The organism is Limnohabitans sp. MMS-10A-192, from assembly GCF_003063335.1.
In the GTDB taxonomy this organism is placed as follows: Bacteria; Pseudomonadota; Gammaproteobacteria; order Burkholderiales; family Burkholderiaceae_C; genus Limnohabitans_A.
This window is the reverse complement of sequence record NZ_NERX01000001.1, coordinates 590,854-612,019: the sequence shown is the minus strand read 5'-3', so window position 1 is coordinate 612,019 and position 21,166 is coordinate 590,854. Positions and strand designations below refer to the sequence as shown.

The 21,166-nt window shown below is 61.2% G+C and carries 20 protein-coding genes; 14 read left to right on the top strand and 6 right to left on the bottom strand.

Features of this window, described 5'->3' with window-relative positions:
• Positions 1 to 9 precede the first annotated feature (9 nt).
• From B9Z43_RS03050 to B9Z43_RS03025, 6 genes are all read left to right on the top strand, one after another.
• On the top strand, positions 10 to 2,373 hold the full coding sequence (locus B9Z43_RS03050) for a Tex family protein (protein ID WP_108322647.1): 2,364 nt from the start codon (positions 10 to 12) through the stop codon (positions 2,371 to 2,373).
• Between the two features lie 96 nt (positions 2,374 to 2,469).
• A complete protein-coding gene (locus tag B9Z43_RS03045) occupies positions 2,470 to 3,555 on the top strand; it encodes a phospholipase (protein WP_108322646.1) in 1,086 nt (361 codons plus the stop codon).
• Between the two features lie 83 nt (positions 3,556 to 3,638).
• Positions 3,639 to 4,280 (top strand): LysE family translocator, encoded by a 642-nt coding sequence (locus B9Z43_RS03040; protein ID WP_108322645.1) that lies wholly within the window; start codon positions 3,639 to 3,641, stop codon positions 4,278 to 4,280.
• A gap of 57 nt (positions 4,281 to 4,337) precedes the next feature.
• Complete coding sequence (locus B9Z43_RS03035; RefSeq protein ID WP_108322644.1) at positions 4,338 to 5,285, top strand: rhodanese-related sulfurtransferase; 948 nt, start codon at positions 4,338 to 4,340, stop codon at positions 5,283 to 5,285.
• A gap of 14 nt (positions 5,286 to 5,299) precedes the next feature.
• Entirely contained in the window at positions 5,300 to 5,689 is a 390-nt protein-coding gene (locus B9Z43_RS03030) for a TfoX/Sxy family protein (protein ID WP_108323220.1), read from the top strand.
• Between the two features lie 112 nt (positions 5,690 to 5,801).
• Positions 5,802 to 6,308: a hypothetical protein gene (locus B9Z43_RS03025; protein WP_146183903.1), complete on the top strand. Its 507-nt coding sequence runs from the start codon at positions 5,802 to 5,804 to the stop codon at positions 6,306 to 6,308.
• A gap of 37 nt (positions 6,309 to 6,345) precedes the next feature.
• On the opposite strand, the gene B9Z43_RS03020 is transcribed toward B9Z43_RS03025, so the two are convergent.
• Complete coding sequence (locus B9Z43_RS03020) at positions 6,346 to 7,482, bottom strand: iron-containing alcohol dehydrogenase (protein WP_108322642.1); 1,137 nt, start codon at positions 7,480 to 7,482, stop codon at positions 6,346 to 6,348.
• A 155-nt stretch (positions 7,483 to 7,637) separates the two neighbouring features.
• Here B9Z43_RS03020 and B9Z43_RS03015 point away from each other — a divergent pair, with 155 nt between their 5' ends.
• A complete protein-coding gene (locus B9Z43_RS03015; protein WP_108323215.1) occupies positions 7,638 to 8,600 on the top strand; it encodes an alpha/beta hydrolase in 963 nt (320 codons plus the stop codon).
• 4 nt (positions 8,601 to 8,604) lie between these two features.
• Complete coding sequence (locus tag B9Z43_RS03010) at positions 8,605 to 9,462, top strand: YbgC/FadM family acyl-CoA thioesterase (RefSeq protein WP_108322641.1); 858 nt, start codon at positions 8,605 to 8,607, stop codon at positions 9,460 to 9,462.
• Between the two features lie 76 nt (positions 9,463 to 9,538).
• Here the strand turns inward: B9Z43_RS03010 and B9Z43_RS03005 are convergent, their stop codons facing one another.
• Positions 9,539 to 10,492: a folate-binding protein YgfZ gene (locus B9Z43_RS03005; protein ID WP_108322640.1), complete on the bottom strand. Its 954-nt coding sequence runs from the start codon at positions 10,490 to 10,492 to the stop codon at positions 9,539 to 9,541.
• Positions 10,493 to 10,623: 131 nt separating this feature from the next.
• On the opposite strand from B9Z43_RS03005, the gene mltG reads away from it, so the two are divergent.
• From mltG to B9Z43_RS17240, 6 genes are all read left to right on the top strand, one after another.
• A complete protein-coding gene (mltG, locus tag B9Z43_RS03000) occupies positions 10,624 to 11,625 on the top strand; it encodes an endolytic transglycosylase MltG (protein WP_304481715.1) in 1,002 nt (333 codons plus the stop codon).
• Between the two features lie 54 nt (positions 11,626 to 11,679).
• Positions 11,680 to 12,321 carry a dTMP kinase gene (tmk, locus tag B9Z43_RS02995; protein WP_108322639.1) on the top strand — a complete coding sequence of 214 codons (642 nt, stop codon included), beginning with the start codon at positions 11,680 to 11,682 and terminating at the stop codon, positions 12,319 to 12,321.
• Positions 12,318 to 13,322: a DNA polymerase III subunit delta' gene (locus B9Z43_RS02990; protein ID WP_108322638.1), complete on the top strand. Its 1,005-nt coding sequence runs from the start codon at positions 12,318 to 12,320 to the stop codon at positions 13,320 to 13,322. The genes tmk and B9Z43_RS02990 overlap by 4 nt, the downstream gene beginning before the upstream one ends.
• A 3-nt stretch (positions 13,323 to 13,325) precedes the next feature.
• Positions 13,326 to 14,135 (top strand): TatD family hydrolase, encoded by an 810-nt coding sequence (locus B9Z43_RS02985; protein ID WP_108322637.1) that lies wholly within the window; start codon positions 13,326 to 13,328, stop codon positions 14,133 to 14,135.
• A gap of 112 nt (positions 14,136 to 14,247) precedes the next feature.
• Positions 14,248 to 14,874, top strand: a complete 627-nt coding sequence (locus B9Z43_RS02980; protein WP_369910046.1) for an ankyrin repeat domain-containing protein — start codon at positions 14,248 to 14,250, stop codon at positions 14,872 to 14,874.
• Positions 14,875 to 15,084: 210 nt separating this feature from the next.
• Positions 15,085 to 15,621, top strand: coding sequence for a hypothetical protein (locus B9Z43_RS17240; protein ID WP_199222237.1), 537 nt, complete (start codon positions 15,085 to 15,087; stop codon positions 15,619 to 15,621).
• Positions 15,622 to 15,643: 22 nt separating this feature from the next.
• Here the strand turns inward: B9Z43_RS17240 and B9Z43_RS02970 are convergent, their stop codons facing one another.
• The 4 genes from B9Z43_RS02970 to B9Z43_RS02955 form a co-directional block, all read right to left on the bottom strand.
• Positions 15,644 to 18,121, bottom strand: a complete 2,478-nt coding sequence (locus B9Z43_RS02970; RefSeq protein ID WP_108322635.1) for a penicillin acylase family protein — start codon at positions 18,119 to 18,121, stop codon at positions 15,644 to 15,646.
• Positions 18,122 to 18,185: 64 nt separating this feature from the next.
• On the bottom strand, positions 18,186 to 19,097 hold the full coding sequence (locus tag B9Z43_RS02965; RefSeq protein ID WP_108323206.1) for an LD-carboxypeptidase: 912 nt from the start codon (positions 19,095 to 19,097) through the stop codon (positions 18,186 to 18,188).
• A gap of 68 nt (positions 19,098 to 19,165) precedes the next feature.
• The gene (tadA, locus tag B9Z43_RS02960; RefSeq protein ID WP_369910045.1) at positions 19,166 to 20,539 is read right to left on the bottom strand and encodes a tRNA adenosine(34) deaminase TadA; all 1,374 of its coding nucleotides are present in this window, start codon (positions 20,537 to 20,539) and stop codon (positions 19,166 to 19,168) included.
• A 2-nt stretch (positions 20,540 to 20,541) separates the two neighbouring features.
• Complete coding sequence (locus B9Z43_RS02955; RefSeq protein WP_108322633.1) at positions 20,542 to 21,156, bottom strand: FMN-binding negative transcriptional regulator; 615 nt, start codon at positions 21,154 to 21,156, stop codon at positions 20,542 to 20,544.
• Between the last annotated feature and the right edge of the window lie 10 nt (positions 21,157 to 21,166).

The following is a 21,166-nucleotide window of genomic DNA, read 5'->3' as shown; positions in this document are numbered from 1 at the left end:
ATATCGCGCATGCAAAAAATCCTGGCCCAACTGGCCGCTGAAATCCGTATCCGCCCTGACCAGGTCAAGACCGCCGTGGAGCTGCTCGACGGCGGGGCCACCGTCCCGTTCATCGCCCGTTACCGCAAAGAAGTGACCGGCGGGCTGGACGACATCCAGCTGCGCGAGTTGGAGTCGCGCTTGGGCTATTTGCGCGAACTCGAAGACCGCCGCGCCGCCGTGATCAAAAGCATCACCGAGCAGGGCAAGATGACGCCCGAGCTGCTGGCCGCCATCGACGCCGCGCCCACCAAGCAAGAGCTGGAAGATCTGTATTTGCCCTTCAAGCCCAAGCGCCGCACCAAGGGCATGATTGCCCGCGAGGCCGGGCTGGAGCCCCTGGCCGACAAGCTGTTTGCCGACCCGACACTCGACCCGCATGCTGAGGCTGCTGCTTTTGTCCTGGCTGCAGGTGCCATTGAAGGTGCTGACTTCACGACCACCGCCGCTGTGCTGGACGGCGTGCGCGATTTGCTCTCCGAGCGCTGGGCCGAAGACGCGTCATTGGTGCAGGCGCTGCGCGAATGGCTGTGGAACGAAGGCCTGTTCAAAAGCAAGCTGGCCGACGGCAAGGACGAGAACAACGCCGACGTGTCCAAGTTCCGCGATTACTTTGACTACGACGAGCCGATTGGCCGTGTGCCTTCGCACCGCGCTTTGGCCGTGTTCCGTGGTCGTGCACTGGAGATGTTGGACGCCAAGTTGGTTCTGCCTGTGGAGCCCGAGCCTGGCAAACCCAGCATCGCCGAAGGCAAGATCGCCATGCACTTGGGTTGGAGCCATGCGGCCCGCCCTTCGGACGACCTGATCCGCAAATGCGTGGCCTGGACCTGGCGCGTGAAGCTGAGCCTGTCCACCGAGCGCGATTTGTTTGCCCGTCTGCGTGAAGACGCTGAAAAAGTCGCCATCAAGGTGTTCAGTGACAACCTGCGCGACCTGTTGCTGGCCGCGCCCGCTGGCCCCCGCGTGGTCATGGGCCTGGACCCGGGCATCCGCACCGGCGTGAAGGTGGCTGTGGTCGATGCCACCGGCAAACTGGTGGACACCTCCACGGTTTACCCGCACGAGCCGCGCAAGGACTGGGAGGGCTCGCTCTTCACCCTGGCCAAGCTGTGCGAAAAGCACAACGTCAACCTGATTGCGATTGGCAACGGCACCGCCAGCCGCGAGACCGACAAATTGGCCGGTGACCTGATCAAGCAACTGGCCCGTCTTCGTGACGGTGTTGAGATTCAGAAGGTCGTCGTTAGCGAGGCAGGCGCTTCGGTGTATTCGGCCAGCGAATTCGCCAGCCAAGAGATGCCCGATGTGGACGTGAGCCTGCGCGGCGCGGCCTCGATTGCCCGCCGCCTGCAAGATCCACTGTCGGAGTTGGTCAAGATCGACCCCAAAGCGATTGGCGTGGGCCAATACCAGCACGACGTGAACCAAAGCGAGCTGGCCAAAACCTTGGACGCCGTGGTGGAAGACTGCGTGAATTCGGTGGGCGTGGACTTGAACACAGCCAGCGTCCCTTTGCTCACCCGCGTGTCGGGCCTTTCGGGCAGCGTTGCCAAGGCCGTGGTGCGCTGGCGCGATGCCAATGGCGTGTTTAAGACCCGTCAAGACCTGCTCAAAGTCACCGGCCTCGGGGCCAAAACCTTCGAGCAAAGCGCAGGCTTTTTGCGCATTCGCGGGGGCGACAACCCGCTGGACATGACGGGCGTGCACCCCGAAACCTACCCGGTGGTCGAGCAAATCATCGTCAAAACCGCCAAACCGATTCAGGAGATCATGGGCCGCAGCGATGTGCTCAAAACCCTGCGGCCTGAGCTGTTTGTGAGCGACAAGTTCGGCGCCATCACCATCAAGGACATCCTGGGTGAGCTGGAAAAGCCCGGTCGCGACCCGCGCCCCGACTTCAAGGTGGCCCGCCTGGCCGATGGCGTGGAAGACATCAAGGACCTGAAAGAGGGCATGACCTTGGAGGGCACCGTGAGCAACGTGGCCCAGTTCGGCGCGTTCATCGACTTGGGCGTGCACCAGGACGGCCTGGTCCATGTGAGCCAGCTGGCCAACAAGTTCGTGACCGATGCCCGCGAAGTGGTCAAGACCGGCGACATCGTCAAGGTGAAGGTGCTGGAGGTCGATGTGGCCCGCAAGCGCATCAGCCTGACCATGAAGCTGGACGCTGCACCTGCAAGGCGCGATGGCCCGCGTGACAACAAGTTTGAAGGGGCAGGGCGCGACAACCGCCAGCGCGGCGGTGGCGGTGGCTACACCTCGCCACCCGCAGCCGGTGCGGGATCGGCCATGGCCAGCGCCTTTGCCAAGCTGCAAGGCCTGAAAAAATGAGCACGCTGGACTGCCACGCTGCGCTCGCAGTGACATACCTACTTGTCATCGCGAGGAGCGCAGCGACGCGGCGATCAAGTGTGAACACCTGATCCCATGCAAGCCCTTCACATCCACGCTGGCCCCAAGGCCTTGGCCCACATCCGCGAACACGGCTTGCGGCCCGAGCACATTGGCGTCATCCCGGGCGCAGCGGGTGGCCCCAAAGGGCTGATCCTCGGGGCGCTGGACCGCTTCATCTTTGGTGAGTGGCTGACGCAAAGCAGTCAGCCCGTGGACCTGGTGGGTGCGTCGATTGGCGCGTGGCGCATGTCGACCGCCTGCTTGATCGACCCCGTGAGTGCCTTCGAGCGGCTGGAGCACGATTACATCCACCAGCATTACGAACCTTTGCCGGGGCAAAAGCGCGTGACGGCCGAGCAGGTGAGCGAGGCCTTTGGCCACAGCCTGCAAGCCTTTTACGGTGGGCGCATCCAAGAAGCGCTGAGCCACCCACGCTACCGCTTGCACATCGTCACCTCGCGGGGCCAGCACGTCTTGCACCGCGAACATCCGGTGGCCACGCCCCTGGGCTATGCCGGGGCTTATCTGAGCAACGCTGTGAGCCGCCGTGCCCTGGGCGCTTGGCTGGAGCGGGTGGTTTTCTCTGCGCAGAGCGCCGCCTTGCCCTTTGACGCGCAAGACTTCCGCACCCGAGCCCTGGCCCTGACCGAAGGCAATTTCATGCCTGCACTCCAAGCGAGCTGCTCGATCCCGTTCGCACTCAAAGCGGTGCACGACATCCCCGGCGCACCCGCTGGCGCTTATTGGGACGGCGGCATCACCGACTACCACCTGCATCTGAACTGGTCAGCCCCTACCGATGGCCCCGAACGTGCCATCGTGCTGTACCCGCACTTCCAGCAAAACGTGGTGCCCGGCTGGCTCGACAAAGCGCTCAAGTGGCGGCATGGCGCCAGCCACTTTCTGGACAACACCGTTGTGCTGGCGCCCAACCCCGAGTGGGTCAAAACGCTGCCGAACGGCAAGCTGCCCGACCGCAAGGACTTCATGACTTACGACCGTGATCTGGCGGGGCGCGTGAAGACTTGGAAAACGGCTGCCAGCGCGGCACAGCAACTGGCGGAGGAGTTTGCACAGTGGCTGCCACGCGCAAATGTCCTGCAGATTCGGCCCATTTGATGTCTTTTTTTGAATAAAAAAACATACTAGACGGAATTAATTTGGTTGTTATTTAACTGGCCAACTTGGCTCCATACGCCCTTATGTTTGATTATTCCCTTGTGCACTGGACCACTTTTCTGGGCGCAGCTTTGTTGCTGAATTTGTCACCGGGACCAGACATCGCCTTCATCCTGGGTCAAACGGTACGCAGAGGGCGCCGAGCTGGTTTTGCAGCCATGGGCGGCGTTTGGGCGGGGACTTTGGTGCATGTGTTTTTTGCATCGGTGGGCTTGGCAGCCATTTTGGTGGCTTCGGCCACCGCGTTCACTGTCGTCAAGTGGGCGGGGGCAGCCTACTTGGTTTATCTGGGCGTGATGGCTTGGCGCTCTTCGGGACGGCTGGTGTTGTCCGACCAAGCCGAAGCGCCGCTTTCTGGGCTAAAGCTTATGCAACAAGGTATCGGGGTGTCTTTGCTGAACCCCAAAGTGGCGATTTTCTTTCTAGCGTTTTTGCCCCAGTTTGTTGTCGATGGAGCAGGCCCACAATGGGCGCAATTGGCGCTGCATGGCTTGCTCGTGATTGCTGTTGCCGCCGTGGTGGAGCCGCCTTTGGTGGTGTTGGGTAGTCGCCTGACCCAAACTTGGCGCGATCAGCCTCGCGTAGGGCAATGGTTGGACCGGTGCTTGGGCTCCGTGTTCGTGTCCTTGGGCATTCGACTGGCACTGCAAGAGCCTGGCGTCTGAACTGCTGGTTGGTGAGTGACTGAACCACCACCGTGTCTGCACTGAGATAATCCCGCCATGCCTTCTCCCAGCCTTTACCTCACCGCCGCCCTCTACAAATTCGTCGACCTGCCCGACTTCGTCGATCTGCAAGCGCCTTTGCAAGCCTGTTGCGAGGCCAACGACGTCAAAGGCACGCTGTTGCTGGCGCACGAGGGCATCAACGGCACCATTGCCGGGCCCGAGGCGGGCATCCGCGCCGTGCTGGCATTTTTGCATGCCGACCCGCGCCTAGCCAGCTTGCCGCACAAAGAATCGTGGAGCCCCAAGCCGCCGTTCACCCGCATGAAGGTCAAGCTCAAAAAAGAGATCGTCACCTTGCGCGTGCCCGAGCTGGACCCGAACAAGACCGTGGGCCAGTATGTCAAGCCCGCCGACTGGAACGCCTTGCTGGCCGACCCGAACGTGGTGGTGATTGACACGCGCAACGACTACGAGGTGGCCATTGGTACCTTCAAGGGTGCGGTCAACCCGAACATCAAGACCTTTGTGCAGCTGCCCGCCTGGCTGGACGCGCAGGAAAACCTGCAAGGCGAGGCCGCCAAAAAGACCAAAGTGGCCATGTTTTGCACCGGTGGCATCCGCTGCGAAAAATCCACCGCGCTCATGAAAATGCGCGGCTTTGAAGAGGTCTACCACCTCGAAGGCGGCATCCTCAAGTACCTCGAAGAAATCCCGCCCGAGCAAAGCACCTGGGAGGGCGACTGCTTTGTGTTCGACGAGCGCGTGAGCGTGGGCCACGGCCTGGGTGTCGGCCACCATGAGCTGTGCCGCTCTTGCCGCTGGCCGCTGAGTGCCGAAGACAAGCAGTCACCGCATTACGTGCTGGGTGTGAGCTGCGCCCATTGCCACGACCAGCGCACGCCTGAGCAAAAAGAGAAACTGGCCGAACGCCAGCGCCAGGTGGAGCTGGCCGAAGCGCGGGGTGAAATCCATGTGGGGGCCAAGATGCCTGGCCACGACTGATGGGCTTGCAGGGCATGTCGACGTCCAGGGAATTCATCAATTTTCTGCACGAAGTGTTCGAGCAGTTCGGACCGATCCAAGCCAAGCGCATGTTCGGCGGGTATGGCATCTACCACGACGGCTTGATGTTTGGCCTGGTGGTGGCCAACCAGCTTTATCTGAAGGTGGACGAAGACAACCGTTCTTTTTTCACGGATTTGCAACTGGACCCCTTCATTTTCGAGATGAAGGGCAAACCGGTGCATTTGTCCTACCACCAGGCCCCTGCGTCTTTGATGGACGAGCGCGAGGTGGCCGCTTTGTGGGCCCGGCGCTCTTGGGAGGCCGCTTGGCGAGCGCAAGCGGCCAAGGCGCAACAAAGCGCAAGGGCCAAAGCCCGAAAACGCTTACCCAGTTCATCCTGAGCAAGCTTGCCGTGCGTTAACGTCTGCTCACAATTGAAGCGACGGGGCACCTGTAGGGGCCGAGATTTGAATCCAGAATCTCGCCCATCGAATTCATTTCACAGGTGACTTTTTGAGCGTGATGCCCTATGCCATCGGTCCTTTTTTCACAAGCACCTGGGCTGCCAAAGTCGCAGCTGGTTTGGCTGTCATGGCCATGAGCGCTTGCCAACCCTCTAGCCCCAATACCGCCCCATCCATTGGGGCTGGCGGTGACATGGATGCTCATGGCTGCAAAGCTTCTGCGGGCTATGTGTGGTCGACCGTCCAACAGCGTTGCATGCGTTTGTTTGAAGACGCCTTGTCCTTTGATCCGCATGTCGATAACCCTGATCAGACACTCAAGGCCTTTGTGGTGCTCGGCCCGGAAAAAGCAGAGGTGTTCTTGCCCCAACTCCAGGGGCCTGTGGCGCTGGACATCGTCAACACCATGGCCGGCGATGCACGCCCTGTGGTTTTGCGCAACACGGCCGAACAAGTGGAAGTGGTCCGCGTCAAGGACATGTATGTGTTGTCCATCAAAGGCCAAGTCAAATTCACCCACGATGCGGTGCTTGACAGCCCATTGAGCAAAATCTGAAAAGACCGGGGAGACAAAGCCCTCCGGCATCCTACTTTTACAGACTGACGCTCAGCATCTCTCGGTATTCGTCTGCCGAGGCGATGCGTGGGTTGGTCTTGTGGCAGTGGTCGGCCAAGGCGCCTGTGATCACCGCGTCAAACAAGCTTTCCGTCACACCCATCGCGCCCAGCCCGGTGGGCAGGCCCAAGCGGGCGTTCATGTCTTTGATGGCATCGGGGATGTCCGAGCCGCTTTGCAGGCCCATGGCTTGCGCCATGCGGGCCAGGCGCTTGTCTTTTTGCACGGTTTCAGCTGCGGCGTTGAAGTTGACCACCGCTGGCAAAAACATGGCGTTCAAAGTGCCGTGGTGCAAGCGCGGGTTCACGCCGCCCAAGCTGTGGCTCAAGGAGTGCACGCAGCCCAAACCCTTTTGAAAGGCCATGGCGCCTTGCATGCTTGCGCTCATCATGTTCAGGCGCGCTTCGCGGTCTTGGCCGTTGGTGGTGGCGCGTTCGATGTGCGCCCAGGCGCGTTGCAGGCCATCCAGCGCAATGCCGTCGGCCGGTGGGTTGAAGGGCGCGGCCATGAAGGTTTCCATGCAATGCGCCACCGCATCCATGCCGGTGGCAGCCGTCAGCATGGGCGGCAGGCCCAGCGTGAGTTCGGGGTCGCAAATGGCGGCACGGGGCACGATGAACCAGCTGTGAAAACCCAGCTTGCGGCCGTCGTCCACGATCAAGATGGCCCCCCGGGCCACTTCAGAGCCGGTGCCTGCGGTGGTGGGTACGGCAATCAAGGGGGCCACACGGTCTGTGATCTTGAGCGAGCCGCCTTCGATGGTGGCGTATGTCTTGAGCGGTCCTTCGTGTGTGGCGGCAATGGCCACGCCCTTGGCGCAGTCGATGGACGAGCCGCCGCCCAAGGCGATCAGACCGTCGCAGTTGTTTTGTTTGTAGACGGCGGCAGCGGCGCGCACAGCGGCCTCGGTCGGGTTGGACGGTGTCTGGTCGAACACGCTGACCTGCAGGCCGAGCAAGGCGGCCAGCGCCTTGTCCAGGATGCCCACGGCCTTGACGCCCGCATCGGTCACGATCAAGGGTCGGGTGATGCCCACACGTTCACATTCGGCCTTGAGCAGGCTGATCGCGCCAAAGTCGATCTGGATTTGGGTGACGTAATTGATGAATGACATGCAAAGTTCTCCAGGATGTGTGCAGGTGACAGACCCCTGCTGCGGGGCGTTGTACGATTTGCGTTCATTTTGATTCAGGAACCGCCTTTGTCCATCCGGTGCAAGGCCCCAGCCGTCACGTTGGCAACACCCGAATCCCACCCATTCCAGCTTTCATGAGCAGCCACCACACCCATCCCCGATCCCTGCTGAACCCCGCCACGCGCACCTTGATCGACCGCGTCCAGCGAGCAGGGCGTCCGCCCATGCACGCCTTGACGGCGGCTCAAGCCCGCGAGTTTTACGACATCGGCGGCCCCATCCTCGACCTTCAACCCGCGCCCCATGTTGACAAGGTCGAGAACTTCACCATCCCGGCTCGCGATGGGTTCGCCATGCCTGCACGGCTGTACGCCCCGCAAAGCGCCACACCCTTGCCGGTTTTGCTCTACCTGCACGGCGGCGGTTTTACCGTGGGCAGCCTCACCACACACGACGTGCTGTGCCGCCAGCTCAGCCGCCAGGGCCACTGCGCCGTGGTGTCGTTGGACTACCGGCTCGCGCCCGAGCACCGATTCCCGACGGCCGTGCACGACGCTTGGGACGCCCTGAACTGGCTGCACCGGCATGGCCAGACGCTTGGCTTGGACAGCACGCGCCTGGCCGTGGGCGGCGACAGCGCGGGCGGCACGCTCAGCGCGGTTTGCGCCTTGATGGCCCGCGATGCGGGGGTGAAGCTCGCTTTGCAGCTGCTGTTCTACCCCGGCTGCGGCTCCAAGCAGGACACCGCTTCGCACCACAGCTTTGGCGAAGGCTTCATGCTCGACAAAGAAACCATCGCCTGGTTTTTTGACGGCTACATCGACAAAGCCGACCGTGACGACTGGCGCTTTGCCCCCGGCAACGCGCCCGACCACAGCGGCTTGGCCCCGGCCTGGATGGGCTTGGCCGAATGTGACCCGCTGGTGGACGAGGGCGTGCGCTACGCCGACACCCTGCGCATGGCGGGCGTGCCGGTCGATCTGGAGATTTACCGGGGCGTGATCCACGGCTTCATCACCATGGGCCGCGCCATACCCGATGCCCTGAAGGCCCATGCCGACGCGGGCCGGGCCTTGAAACACGCTTTTGAAAGTTGAACCCATGAAACGCCAGGACTTCCGTTTTTCTCACCGCATGCGCGTGCGCTGGGTCGAGGTGGACATGCAAAAGATCGTCTTCAACGGTCACTACCTCATGTACTTCGACACCGCCGTGACCGACTACTGGCGCAACCTGGCCATGCCTTACGCCGACACCATGCACCAGCTGGGCGGCGACCTGTTTGTCAAAAAAGCCAGCGTTGAGTACCACGCCAGCGCCGAGATGGACGACTACTTGGATGTGTGCATGCGCTGCGACCGCATCGGCAACTCGTCCATGACCTTCGCCGGAGCGATCTTCCGGGGCGACGAACTGCTCATCACCAGTGAGCTGGTCTATGTCTACGCTGACCCAGTGGCCAAAAAGAGCCAGCCCATCCCGCCCCAGCTGCGTGAAATGCTGGAAGGCTTTGAGCGAGGCGAAGACATGGTGCAGCTGCACCTGGGCTCTTGGCATGACTTCCAGAAGCTGGCCGCACCGCTGCGCACCGAAGTGTTCGTGGATGAACAAAAAGTGCCCGCCGACATGGAATGGGACCATGACGACGAAACCGCTTTGCATGGCGTGGCCATCAACCGCATGGGCATGGTGCTGGCCACGGGCCGCCTGCTGCAACACGCCCCGGGCGTGGCCCGCATTGGCCGCATGGCCGTCAAAAAGCAGATGCGCGGCAGCGATTTGGGACGGCGCATCTTGAGCGCACTGATGGACGCGGCCAAAGCGCGAGGCGACACGCAAGTGGTCCTGCATGCCCAATGCAGTGCCGAGGGCTTTTACAAACGTTCGGGTTTCGAGCCGCACGGGGCCATTTTTGAAGAGGCGGGCATTGCGCACATCGAGATGGTGCGCACGCTGTAGGCTCAGCGCCTGAGCCGGAATCGGCGCTCGCAAAGTAACGACATGGGCGGCGAGGGCTGAATTCCTGCGGGTCTTCTCAGATGTCTTCGAGCAATGCGTAGGGCAAAGGCTGTAATGCCAGCGTCGCACCATCCGCACTGCCCAGACGCCAGCCGGTCTGTTGGCTCTCCAGCGTGCCACTGACCAGCGCATCAAAGCCCTGACCATCCGGCCGGGCGGCGCTTTGCACCACCGTCGCGCAAGGCTGCTCGGGGTCGGTGGGGGTGAACACCTCTTGCCCGGCACTCAGTGCCACCGGGCTGTGCACCAGCGCCATGCGGCGCTTCAATGTGCCGCGAAACTGGCTGCGGGCCACGACTTCCTGGCCGGGGTAGCAGCCTTTTTTGAAGTTCACGCCGCCCACCGATTCGTAATTGAGCATTTGGGGCACGAAGGCCTCGAACAAGGGCTGGCTGAGCAGGGGTACACCGCTCATGACTTCGGACCATGACCAGATCGCAGTCAAAACCGCAGGGCCTTGAGGCAAGGCCTGAGTTGGCGGCGCCAGCCAAAGAGCGCGGGGCACTTGAACGTCACCCACGACGGCCGGGTAGAGTGCGACCGCGTGGGCCGCATCGGCCGATGCGGTGTGCCAGGCGGCGGCATCGCCGTGCAAGGCACGAGCGCTGTCGCCCAGCAAACCGCGCAACTGCCATTGCTCACTGGCATCGCTGAGCTTGACCTTGGCACGCAGCACGAACATGGACAGGCGCTTGAGCGTCTGGGCCAGCAAATCCTGGCGCATGACCAGCAGCACCGTATCGGGGGCTGTTTTGATCACCACAAAACTGGCCTGCATGCGTCCTTTGGCCGAGCAAAAAGCCGCCAGACGGGCCTGGCCCACGGGCAACAGCAGCACATCGTTGGTCAATTGGTTGTGCAAAAAGTTGGCGGCATTTTCGCCCTGGGCCTGAATCACGCCCCAATGGGGCAGGGCGGCCAAGCCGTTGAGCAAGCGGGGATCTGCTGGGGAAAAGGTCTGGGTGGACATGGTGCGCTTTGACAAATGGAGCCCAAGGTCAGGGGCAAGGGTGCAGGGTAAGCCCTGAATTATGATCAAGCCTCGTTTTGACTGGGCCGACACGGCTATTTTTCACGGTATTTTGCAAAAGGCCTCGGGTGATCAAAAGTTTGTTCAAGGGTGTGGTGGTGTTGCTTTTGCTGGCAGGGGCTTTGGCAGCCGGTGCTTACCACTGGCTCCACCAGCCCATGGGGGCCCGCGTGAGCGGGCCGCAAGCACTGGACTTGTCGATTGAACCCGGGACCTCGCCCAAAGCGATTGCCCAAATGGTGGTGGATGCCGGGGCCGATGTGCCGCCCCTGGCTTTGTACGGCTGGTTTCGCCTGTCGGGCCAGTCACGCCAAATTCGGGCCGGCAGCTACGAGTTCAACGCGCAGACCACGCCCGTGCGTCTGTTGTCCATGCTGGTTCGCGGCGAAGAAAGCCTGCGCACCCTCACGCTGGTGGAAGGCTGGAACATCCGCCAGCTGCGCCAGGCGCTGGCCCGAGCCGACCAGCTCAAACCCGACAGCCAAACTTTGGACGATAAGGCTTTGATGGCGCAATTGGGGCGCCCTGGCGTGCATCCCGAAGGCCGGTTTTTTCCGGACACCTACAGCTACGCCAAAGGCTCCAGCGATCTGGCGGTCCTCCAACGCGCCATGAAAGCCATGGACAAACAGCTGGACAAGGCTTGGCAAGCCCGCTCGGCCCTGGCCGCAGTCAAGTCGCCCGAAGAAGCGCTGATTTTGGCCAGCATTGTGGAAAAGGAAACCGGCAAAGCCTCAGACCGCCCTCAGATTTCAGGGGTGTTCAACAACCGCCTGCGCATCGGCATGCTGTTGCAGACCGACCCGACGGTGATTTATGGACTGGGCGCAGGTTTTGACGGCAATTTGCGCCGCAGCGATTTGCGCACCGACACGCCTTACAACACCTACACCCGCGGGGGCTTGCCCCCCACGCCGATCGCCATGCCCGGCAAATCGGCCATGCTGGCTGCTGTGCAACCGGCCGACACGCGTGCCGTGTATTTCGTGGCCAAAGGCGATGGCAGCAGCCACTTCAGCGCCACGCTGGACGAGCACAACCGTGCGGTCAACCGCTTCCAGCGCGGGCGCTGACGGGACTGCACGCGCTTGGCTTAGGCGACAATCGACGATTCACTCCACATCTCTATGACACGCGGCACATTCATCAGTTTTGAAGGCATCGACGGTGCGGGCAAATCCACCCACATTGAGCGCGTGGCGGCGCTTTTTCGGCAAGCGGGCAGGGCGGTGGTGTTGACCCGTGAGCCCGGTGGCACCGCCTTGTCCGAAAAGTTGCGCGAACTGGTGCTGCACGAGCCGATGGATTCCCTGACCGAGGCGCTTTTGATGTTTGCCGCCAGGCGCGAGCACTTGGTGCAAGTCATCGAGCCAGCGCTGGCTCGCGGGGATGTGGTGCTGTGTGACCGATTCACCGACGCCACCTTTGCCTACCAAGGCGGTGGCCGTGGTTTTGACTGGCAGGTGCTCCTTCAACTCGAGCGCATGGTGCAAGCCACGCCTGAAGGCCTTCTGCGCCAACCCGAACTCACGGTCTGGTTCGATCTGGACCCACAGATTGCGGCCGAGCGGCTGGCCTCGGCCCGCGTGCCCGACAAATTTGAATCCCAACCGACGGCCTTTTTCGCGGCGGTGCGTGCCGGTTATGCCCGCCGACAAACCGACATGCCCGAGCGCTTTGCCTGCATTGATGCCGCACAGACCCGCGAGGCGGTGGGGGCTGATGTGGCACGGGCCGTGCAAGCTTTCTTGGAAAGGGGCCGCGCATGAGCGTTGTCTTGAATGCCCCTTGGATCACCCGCCAGACCACCGAATTGCTGGCCCAGCGTGGCCACGCGTGGTTGCTGCAGGGGCCCTCGGGTTTGGGGCAGTACGAACTGGCGCTGGCTTTGGCATCGGCTTGGTTGTGCGAAAAACCGACCGAGCAGGGCGCTTGTGGCGAATGCCCCAGCTGCCACGCCATTGCTGTACGCACCCATGCCGACCTGGCCGTGCTGATGCCCGAAACCCAAATGATGGAGCTGGGCTGGCCACTGTCTGAAAAGGCGCAAGCCGATATCGACGACAAGAAGCGCAAGCCCAGCAAGGAAATCCGGGTGGAAGCCATGCGCGATGCGGTGGAGTTTTCGCAACGCACCGATGCCCGTGGTCGCGGCAAGGCGGTGCTGGTCTTTCCGGCCGAGCGCATGAACACCGTGACGGCCAACGCTTTGCTCAAAACACTCGAAGAGCCGCCGGGCGATGTGCGTTTTGTGCTGGCCACCGAGGCCAGCCATTTGCTGCTACCCACCATACGCAGTCGTTGCTTGGCCCACACCATGAAGTGGCCCCTGGCCGATGAGGCCATGACCTGGCTCAAGGCACAGGGTGTGCCCGATGCGGTGGCGCAAGCCCTGTTGCGCAGCGCAGGCGGACGCCCAACCGATGTTTTACGACAGGCCGAAAGTGGCTTGTCGCCTGATTGGTGGGCCGCTTTGCCCAAGGCCATGCTGCAAGGCGATGCCCGTCATCTGGCCGATTTGAGCCCGGCCCAAGCCATCGACGCCTTGCAAAAACTTTGCCACGACCTGGTTTTGCGCCAAGCCGGTGCAGACCCGCGGTTTTTTGAGGCCAGTCAACTGCCCACCAGCAAGGCATCGGTGACGGTTCTGACCGACTGGTTCAAACGCCTGATGCTGTCGGCGCGCAGTGCAGAACACCCCTTCAATGCCGGTCTGATGCTGGAAGCTTTGACCGCCGATGCCCAACAAACCCTGCGCACGCAGGGCTGATCCATGTACACCGATTCCCATTGCCATCTGAATTTTCCTGAACTGATGAGCCAGCTGGACACCATCCAGCAAGCCATGCTGGCCGCCAAGGTCACCCGTGCTCTGTGCATTTGCACCACACTGGAAGACTTTGACAGCGTTCATGGCCTGGCCATGGCCCACGGCAACATGTGGGCGACGGTGGGCGTGCACCCCGACAACGAAGGCGTGCGCGATCCCAGCTTGCAAGACCTGCTGGACGGCGCAGCGCGACCCAAAGTGGTGGCCATTGGCGAGACGGGGCTGGATTATTACCAGATGGAAGAACGCAAGGGTGGGCGAACCGTCGCCGACATGGAATGGCAGCGCGAGCGATTTCGCACCCATATCCGGGCCGCAAGGCAGACACAATTGCCGCTGGTGATCCATACCCGGCAGGCTTCTGACGACACCATCGCGATATTGAAAGAAGAGGGCGAAACCGGCGGTGCCGCTTGCGCAGGTGGGGTGTTTCACTGCTTCACCGAAAGCCAGCAGGTGGCGCGGGCGGCCTTGGATCTGGGCTTTTACATTTCGTTTTCCGGGATACTGACTTTCAAGACCGCCGCCGATCTGCGGGAAGTGGCCAAGTTCGTGCCCGATGACCGCTTGCTGATCGAAACCGACAGCCCTTATCTGGCACCGGTGCCTTACCGGGGCAAGACCAACAACCCGTCCTACGTGCCCTTTGTTGCCAAGCAATTGGCCGAGCTGCGAGGATCTACCGCCGAGGCGATCGGTGAATTGACCAGCGTCAATTTCAATCAGCTGTTCTCTAAAATATCAGCAACTTAAAGCTATGTCTAACTTTAAAAAAGTCAAATATATCCTTGTTTTCATTGGATTTTTTTCATTTTTACATACTTCATTTGCGGGCTCTTATGAGGATTTCTTCAGAGCCCTGAGGGTGGACGATGACAAGGGTATTGAGCGTTTGCTGAGCCGCGGGTTTGACCCCAATACACACGATGAAAAAGGCCGTCCCGCTTTGCTGTTTGCGTTGCAAGTACCAGCGCCCAAATCGGCCGAAGTCTTGATCCGTGCAGAAAAAACCCAAGTTGAGCTGCGCAACGACAAGGATGAGAGCCCCTTGATGCTGGCTGCTTTACGGGGCGAAAAAGCATTGGTTGAATTGTTGATCTGGCGCGATGCAGATGTGAACAAGTCTGGCTGGACGCCTTTGCATTACGCAGCCAGTTCGGGACAGGTGGGCATTGCCAAATTGCTGTTGGAACACAGCGCTTACATCGACGCTGAATCGCCCAATGGCACCACGCCCTTGATGATGGCCGCGATGTACGGCACACCCGAGGTGGTCAAATTGTTGATTGAGGAAGGTGCTGATCCTTCTTTGAAAAACCAGCTTGGCATGACCGCATTGGATTTCGCCAAGCAAGCCAGCCGCAAAGACGCTATCCAACTGCTTCAAACGTTGCCACGTACTCGCAAGGCGCCTTTGCCTGTGCCATCTGATACCGGCTTGCTTGAAATTCGTTCTGGGTCCAAGGGCACTGGGGTTTTTCGCGTGGAATAAGGGACTGGGTTGGAGTGACCCATTCCTTCATTGAATGAGTTCGTACGATGTATATTATGTTAAGTCATTCAGATATGCATTCAAAGGTGAATCCAATGCAGCATGAATGAGCGCCAACGCACCGTCCATTCTGGTTTGAAAAGCTATCTTCTGAGCTGACTATAGACAACTGTGATGAATGCACAGAGACCATCTCAGAAGGAAAACGCCATGAAAAACACATCCGCCATCATTTCGGCTTTGTTGGCTGTGACGCAAGCGTGCTGGATGCTGGAGCCCGCCAATGCCCAACCGGGCCACGACAAACGGGACAAACCTCACAAGCCTCAAACGCACCAAGGCCAACAGCAGCAGCGGGAAGATCGTCAAGCAGGTCGCGACATGCCTTACCGTGAAGGCAGGCACACGCCCTCTTACAACGGGCCCGTTCAGATCGGTTCTTATTTTCAGTCGCACCACCGCGAAGCGGCCCAGGAGTATTACGGGCGACCCGAAAACAGAGGCTATTGCCCGCCTGGGCTCGCCAAAAAAGGGGGCAGTTGCATGCCTCCTGGACAAGCCCGAAAGTGGCAGCGCGGACATCCCTTGCCTGCAGGCCTGGTCTATTACGAAGTGCCCCGCAGCGTGGTGCTGACCTTGGGTGTACCGCCCTCGGGCTACCGCTACGTCAGGGTCGCCTCCGACATCTTGCTCTTGGCTGTGGGCACCAACATGGTGGTCGATGCCATCGAGGACCTGGTTCGATGAGCCAGGCCATCTGCGGCCAAGCTCAAGGGGTCAATATCAGGGTGTGTTGGGGTTTGCTTTGGGGTTTCAAGGACCTGTAACGCCCCGATGCCCAAGCTTTGGCCATGTCTCGGCTGCGCGGGTCAAAGGCATGGCCTGATTGACCCGTTTGGTAAATGAACACCGATTGCTCGGGTTCGGCCAGGTCGTAGACCGCCCGCATCGACGCCGCATGGCGGTTGGCAAAGGGTTCTTTGGGGTCGTTGGCCCAGTATTGGCCCACATTCACCGTGAACAAGTCCCCTGCACTCTCAGTGCGCACATCAAACACGGCGTTCAAATAAGGCACTTTGCCAAAGGGTTTGTGGCTGCTGATGGCCGGGTGCCAAGCACCCCATCGCCAGGTGCGCATGTCCTTGCCATGTTGGGTGGCAATGCGGGTCAAAGCACGATCGAGCGCCGTAGACACTTGCGCCGGGCAGCCTGCAGCGCCGCACCAAAAAGCGTCCGAACGTTTCACAATGCCTTCTACCGCCGCACGGAAATGGCGTTTGCCATACAGGGCCTGAAAACGCTCGGCCCCCAGATGCGGCAACAGCAAACCGCGTGTCAACTCGTCGGCCCAGACGTTGAACACCAGCGCAGCAGCGCTGTCTGCTGTCATTTGCCCGTCAAAAGTGGCCAGCAGTTTCAGGGCTTGATCGCCCAATGGGTGTTGTGGCTTGGCGCTCAAAGCGACCGGCAACAGGGCTTTTGCGCCCAGTGACATGACGTCGTTTTGGATGGCTTGCAGGCTTTCCCGGCTGTGTTGAGGGCTGGCGGCCAGCAGTTGTTCGATGCGGTCAAAGCGCTCAGGCGTGGTCCAGTCGCCGCCCACAAAATGGGCATAGCCCGGTGGCAGGATGTTTTGGTTGGCGGTGGCGTGCCAGCCTTTGGCTTCGATGGTTTGGCGATTCACGGCAGGGTTTTGGGCTGCGGGCAGCCAACCGGTCCAGTCGTATTGGGCCAGCCATCCGGGGACAGGCGCCACGCCCCGAATGTCGTTTTGAGGTGAGCGAATAGGCAGCTTGCCCACGGCCTGAAACGCCACATCGCCCAACGTGTCGGCCATGACCACGCTTTGCATGGGCGCATGGTTGTCGGTGAAGGCTTTTTGCAACTCGGGCACGGTTTGCGCCCAGTTGGTCAGCATGCCCGCTTCGACTGTTTTGTTGTCTTCGGTCAAAGCCGACCAGCGCAGGCTGATGGCGTAGCGTTGCTTGTTGATGAGTTTGCCGTACTGAGCCTGAACATCACTGATGACTGGCCCGTGGCGCGTGCTGCGCACTTGCAGGGTCACATCGCCCTGCCCTTTGATGCGGATGGTTTCGGCGCGCTCTTCAAACGCAGCCCATCCGGTGGGCGTGCGGTATTGGCCGGGTTGGGCTGCGTCCAGCTGCTCCAGATACAAATCCTGAACATCCGGACCGGTGTTGGTAAAGCCCCAGGCCACGCCCTGTGTACGGCCCAGCACCACAAAAGGCAAACCGGGCAAGGTGGCCCCGATCACATCCAGCGCGGGGTGTTTGTGTCCACCGGGCAATTCGCCAGCAGGCGCTTTGAGGTGCGCGAAATACCAAATGGCGGGCGAACTCAAGGCCAGATGCGGGTCGTTGGCCAGCAGGGGTTTGCCGCTGACAGTGCGGCTGCCGGGCACCACCCAGTTGTTGCTGCCCTTGCCTTCGAGAATGCCGACATCGCGCACCCAGTCGGCTGACCATTGAGCCAAGGCGTTTGGAGCAGGCTCAATGGCCGACGCGGTTATGTCCTTGGTGGCGTACACACCCAACTCGGCATACAAGGCGGGCAAATCCACTGCGGTGGCGGGTTTTTCGCCCGGGTAGGGTGGCAAAAGTTGCCACAGCTGCTCATGGTTGAGCACCTGCGAGGCCGACAAACGGGCGAATTCCTGCCCCCAGTTGCCCCCCAGATCAAGCGCCATCATCAGCGCCCAGCCCAGGCTGTCTTCGGGTGACCAAGCTTGACCTTTGGGGCCACCGGCCACGCTGCCGAGCAGCTTGAATTCGGGCGATGGCCGCACAGCGCCACTGGCCCAAGCGTTTTGAATGCCTTCGCAGTAGGCCTGCAGGGCCGCTTGTGTTGCAGGCGATAAACCCTTCAACTGTTTTTGGGCCATGCCGATGATGCCCAGCGTGCGCATGAGTTTGTCGGTGTCCAGCGTGGCCGCACCCAACATTTCAGACAACTCGCCGCGCATCAGGCGGCGGTTGAATTCGAGCTGCCAGCCGCGCTCTTGCGCGTGCACAAAGCCCAGCGCACGCCAGGTGTCCAGGGCGGTTTTACCTTCGATGTGCGTCACATCAGCGGCATCGCGGGTGATGCTGGCCGGGGCACTCAAGCCCGCCAGTTTAAGCTGTCCGTCCAGTTGCGGCATGCTGCGCAGCAAGTGCACGGCCAACACGCCGCCCGCCACCAACACGGCGGCCAGCAGCCCTAAAACAAGTCGTCCGATCCATTTCATGGGTGTCTCCTGTTGGGCGTTGGACACGCCTCTTGTCTCGCTTGAGCAGGCTTTGGTGCTTTTTTTAAATGTGGCCCCAAACCATCAGCGCGTCACGCCCTTCGGTGACAAGGTCCACCTTGGCGCCCACGGGCAGCAGCACCTTGGTCTCCACATGGCCAAAAGGCAAACCGGTGAGCACCGGGGCCTTGATCTGGCTGCGCAACCAGTCGACCACCGTGGCCAGCTTGAAGCCTTTGTCGTGCGTGGGCACGAGCTTGTAGTTGGTGAATTGACCGAACATCACCGCTTTTTGCTGGGCCAACACACCCGCGTGCAACAGCTGCGTGAGCATGCGCTCGATGCGGTAAGGGTGCTCGCCTACGTCTTCCAGAAAGAGCACGCCACCCTTGACTTGCGGGAAGTACGGCGTGCCCAAAAGGGAAGTCAGCACCGTGAGGTTGCCTCCCCACAGCGGCGCGTCTTTGACCAACACACGGCGCTCGGCTTCAAGCTTGGGCAGTTGCCAGCCCGTGCCCTCCCCTTGCTCCAGCACCAAGTCGTCAAAGCAAGCCTGCATGATGTCGTCGGGCTCCTGTTCGGGGCCAAAGTCTTCGCCCAATGCCGGGCCTTGCCAGCTGATGCGGCCGGTCTTGGCGTACACCGCTTGGTTGAAAGCGGTGAAGTCGCTGAAGCCCACAAACTGCGTGCCGCCGTCGATGGCTTTGGCAATGGCTTTGTAGGGCAAGGCAGGCAGGATGCGCGTGAGGCCGTAACCCCCGCGCGAAATCAGCGCCACATTGGCACCACTGGCTGCGGCGCGATGGATGGCGGCGATGCGTGTGGCGTCATCGCCCGCAAAGCGCATGTGGCTGGCCAAAGCCGCTTCGTCCACCTCGACTTCATGGCCTTGGGCTTGCAGGCGCTTCACGCCACGACGGAAAGCGGCTTTGTCGCGCACCGCGCTGGAGGGGGAAAAAATGTAAATGTGGGCCATGATCTTTGTTCTATTGCGGTCACGCTTCGCTGCGCTCTGGTGCTCGGCAAGTGCCGTGCGCAAGCGAATCAAGGCCTGAAGTGTCGCACAGCCGCCTCGGCAATCGCCCTGCCCTGCTCCTGCACAAAATGGCCTGCATCGGGCAGCAGCATGGGCTCTGGGCAGCCATGGATCTGGCTTTGCAAATGGCGCATCACCGGCTCGCCCAGCACCGGGTCTTGTTGGCCAATGGCCATGAAACTCTGGCCTTGCCAGTCATTGCGCCAAAAGTCACGCGCTTGCCGCGAGATGGCTGCACCGGGCGAATCGGTGAACTCCGGCACGATGGGCGGAAAGGCGCGCAACGCGGCGCGGTAGCCCTTGTCCGGAAAGGGCGCGTTGTAAGCCGCCGTCTCTTGCGGCGTCATACCGGGGTTGCCGCGCTTGAACAACTTGCCCACATCGAACAGCGGCTGGCTTTGGCACCAATCGCGCCAGGCCAAAAAGCCTGCACTCAAGGTGGCTTCGCCGGTGGCCAAGGTGGTGTTCATGACCAGCAGGCCCTTGTAGCGCTCGGGTGAGGACATGGGCAAAGTCAGCCCCAAAATGCCACCCCAGTCCTGCACCACCAGCACCACGCGCTGCAGGTCGAGCCGTTCGATCAAATCGAGCAGTGACTGGCGGTGGGTTTCAAACTGGTGAAAACTGTCCTTTTTGGGCTTGTCGCTCTTGCCAAAACCAATCAGGTCGGGCGCCACCACGCGGTGCCCCGCAGCCAGCCAAACCGGAATCATCTTGCGGTAGAGGTAACTCCAGGCCGGGTTGCCGTGCAGGCACAGCCAGGTCATAGGGGCATTCGCGTCGCCCTCGTCCAGGTAATGCATGCGCAGCCCGGCGATGCTGGGCAGGTCGTTCACGTAATGCGGCTGCCAGGGGTAGTCGGGCAAACCTGCAAACGCGTCGTCGGGGGTGCGCAGCGCATCTTCTCTGAGGGGCTGTGTGTTCATTCGCTTGGGCCTGAAAAAGTCTTTGAGCAGTTGGCCGCATGCCTCGGCCAGCACGCCGCCCGTGACCTCGGTTTGGTGGTTCAGTTGCGTGTGGTCAAACAGGTTGAGCACCGAGCCCGCCACCCCGGTGCGAGGGTCGGGGGCACCAAACACCACCCGGTCGACCCGGGCGTGCAACATGGCTCCGCTGCACATGGCGCAGGGCTCCAGCGTCACATACAAGGTACAACCATCCAGCCGGTAATTGCCCAGCAAGCGGGCCGCTTCGCGCAGCGCCACCACTTCGGCGTGTGCCGTCGGGTCGTGGCTGGAAATCGGGGCGTTGCGTCCCGTGGCGATGACTTGGCCGTCTTTCACAACCACCGCGCCCACCGGCACCTCCCCAGCTTCGGCGGCTTGGCGGGCTTGCTCCAGGGCCAGGCCCATCCAGTGGGCGTCTTGGCTTGGCGTATCCACGGTCAAGCCACCATGCCCAAACGCTGCATCCACTGCGCCAGGGCTTGCTCTTGTTCGCCGCCTTGGGCGTAGGCCGCATGCATGGCCGCGTGCGACTCGGGTCGGTGTTGGTTGATCTTGACCTTGGTTTTCAGGTCCAGAATCTTCAATTCAAACGCCACAATGCCATTGAGCATGCCGTGGGCGTAACTCTCGGGCAGCGCACGCCACTGATCGGCATAAGCGGGCTCATGGTCGGCAATCATCTGCTTGAGCATGGCGTCTTTGGCATCGTCGCCGTCCAGCATGCGGGCCTCGACCCGGGCATGCACCGCCAGGTAAGTCCAGGTTGGCACGCGCTGCAAGTCAGGGTACACGGCGGGCGACATGTAAGCCTGCGGTCCCATGAAGGTCACCAACGCCTGCGGCCGTGCTTGCAAGAACCCGGCATGCGGATTGGCGCGGGCACAGTGCCCCAACAGCGCCAAGGGCTGGCCGCCCTCCTCGATCAATTTGAGCGGCAAATGCGTGACAAACGGGAAGCCATCACCGTCCGTAGACACCAAGCTGGCAAACGGGTGCTCGCGCATGATGGTCGCAGCGTGTTGCGGGTGGTTGAATTGCTGGGGTAAATACATGAAATGACTG